At 53.3% G+C, this 2,825-nt stretch carries 1 tRNA gene and 1 rRNA gene; both read left to right on the top strand.

The features are described from left to right. The first annotated feature begins 54 nt into the window (after nt 1-54). A tRNA-Ala gene (locus ACFC09_RS45955) sits at nt 55-130 on the top strand. Between the two features lie 82 nt (nt 131-212). Next, nucleotides 213-2,825: ribosomal RNA gene (locus ACFC09_RS45950) — 23S ribosomal RNA — on the top strand; the annotation flags it as partial.

The raw sequence follows: 2,825 nt of genomic DNA, 5'->3' as shown, positions 1-2,825 counted from the left end.
GTTTGGGACCATGGGGTCGCAGGTTCGAATCCTGTCTTCCCGACCATTTTTTATGGGGCCTTAGCTCAGCTGGGAGAGCGCCTGCTTTGCACGCAGGAGGTCAGCGGTTCGATCCCGCTAGGCTCCACCAACGTGTTCTTTGAAAACTAGATAACAGAAGTAATTCACATTCAATTAGTAATGCAAGATATCACGTAGTGATTCTTTTTAACGGTTAAGTTAGAAAGGGCGCACGGTGGATGCCTTGGCACTAGGAGCCGATGAAGGACGGGACGAACACCGATATGCTTCGGGGAGCTGTAAGCAAGCTTTGATCCGGAGATTTCCGAATGGGGAAACCCACTGCTCGTAATGGAGCAGTATCCATATCTGAATTCATAGGATATGAGAAGGCAGACCCGGGGAACTGAAACATCTAAGTACCCGGAGGAAGAGAAAGCAAATGCGATTCCCTGAGTAGCGGCGAGCGAAACGGGATTAGCCCAAACCAAGAGGCTTGCCTCTTGGGGTTGTAGGACACTCTGTACGGAGTTACAAAAGAACGAGGTAGATGAAGAGGTCTGGAAAGGCCCGCCATAGGAGGTAACAGCCCTGTAGTCAAAACTTCGTTCTCTCCTGAGTGGATCCTGAGTACGGCGGAACACGTGAAATTCCGTCGGAATCCGGGAGGACCATCTCCCAAGGCTAAATACTCCCTAGTGACCGATAGTGAACCAGTACCGTGAGGGAAAGGTGAAAAGCACCCCGGAAGGGGAGTGAAAGAGATCCTGAAACCGTGTGCCTACAAGTAGTCAGAGCCCGTTAACGGGTGATGGCGTGCCTTTTGTAGAATGAACCGGCGAGTTACGATCCCGTGCAAGGTTAAGTTTTAGAAGACGGAGCCGTAGCGAAAGCGAGTCTGAATAGGGCGAATGAGTATGTGGTTGTAGACCCGAAACCAGGTGATCTACCCATGTCCAGGGTGAAGTTCAGGTAACACTGAATGGAGGCCCGAACCCACGCACGTTGAAAAGTGCGGGGATGAGGTGTGGGTAGGGGTGAAATGCCAATCGAACCTGGAGATAGCTGGTTCTCTCCGAAATAGCTTTAGGGCTAGCCTCAAGGTAAGAGTCTTGGAGGTAGAGCACTGATTGGACTAGGGGCCCCTACCGGGTTACCGAATTCAGTCAAACTCCGAATGCCAATGACTTATCCTTGGGAGTCAGACTGCGAGTGATAAGATCCGTAGTCGAAAGGGAAACAGCCCAGACCGCCAGCTAAGGTCCCAAAGTATACGTTAAGTGGAAAAGGATGTGGAGTTGCTTAGACAACCAGGATGTTGGCTTAGAAGCAGCCACCATTTAAAGAGTGCGTAATAGCTCACTGGTCGAGTGACTCTGCGCCGAAAATGTACCGGGGCTAAACGTATCACCGAAGCTGCGGACTGTTCTTCGAACAGTGGTAGGAGAGCGTTCTAAGGGCTGTGAAGCGAGACCGGAAGGACTGGTGGAGCGCTTAGAAGTGAGAATGCCGGTATGAGTAGCGAAAGAGGGGTGAGAATCCCCTCCACCGAATGCCTAAGGTTTCCTGAGGAAGGCTCGTCCGCTCAGGGTTAGTCGGGACCTAAGCCGAGGCCGAAAGGCGTAGGCGATGGACAACAGGTTGATATTCCTGTACCACCTCCTCACCATTTGAGCAATGGGGGGACGCAGGAGGATAGGGTAAGCGCGGTATTGGATATCCGCGTCCAAGCAGTTAGGCTGGGAAATAGGCAAATCCGTTTCCCGTAAGGCTGAGCTGTGATGGCGAGCGAAATATAGTAGCGAAGTTCCTGATTCCACACTGCCAAGAAAAGCCTCTAGCGAGGTGAGAGGTGCCCGTACCGCAAACCGACACAGGTAGGCGAGGAGAGAATCCTAAGGTGATCGAGAGAACTCTCGTTAAGGAACTCGGCAAAATGACCCCGTAACTTCGGGAGAAGGGGTGCTCTGTTAGGGTGCAAGCCCGAGAGAGCCGCAGTGAATAGGCCCAGGCGACTGTTTAGCAAAAACACAGGTCTCTGCGAAGCCGTAAGGCGAAGTATAGGGGCTGACGCCTGCCCGGTGCTGGAAGGTTAAGAGGAGCGCTTAGCGTATGCGAAGGTGCGAATTGAAGCCCCAGTAAACGGCGGCCGTAACTATAACGGTCCTAAGGTAGCGAAATTCCTTGTCGGGTAAGTTCCGACCCGCACGAAAGGCGCAACGATCTGGGCACTGTCTCAACGAGAGACTCGGTGAAATTATAGTACCTGTGAAGATGCAGGTTACCCGCGACAGGACGGAAAGACCCCGTGGAGCTTTACTGCAGCCTGATATTGAATGTTGGTACAGCTTGTACAGGATAGGTAGGAGCCTTGGAAACCGGAGCGCCAGCTTCGGTGGAGGCATCGGTGGGATACTACCCTGGCTGTATTGACCTTCTAACCCGCCGCCCTTATCGGGCGGGGAGACAGTGTCAGGTGGGCAGTTTGACTGGGGCGGTCGCCTCCTAAAAGGTAACGGAGGCGCCCAAAGGTTCCCTCAGAATGGTTGGAAATCATTCGCAGAGTGTAAAGGCACAAGGGAGCTTGACTGCGAGACCTACAAGTCGAGCAGGGACGAAAGTCGGGCTTAGTGATCCGGTGGTTCCGCATGGAAGGGCCATCGCTCAACGGATAAAAGCTACCCCGGGGATAACAGGCTTATCTCCCCCAAGAGTCCACATCGACGGGGAGGTTTGGCACCTCGATGTCGGCTCATCGCATCCTGGGGCTGTAGTCGGTCCCAAGGGTTGGGCTGTTCGCCCATTAAAGCGGTACGCGAGCTGGG

Source organism: Streptomyces sp. NPDC056161 (genome assembly GCF_042268025.1).
In the GTDB taxonomy this organism is placed as follows: Bacteria; Actinomycetota; Actinomycetes; order Streptomycetales; family Streptomycetaceae; genus Streptomyces.
This window is presented reverse-complemented; position numbering and strand designations above follow the sequence as displayed.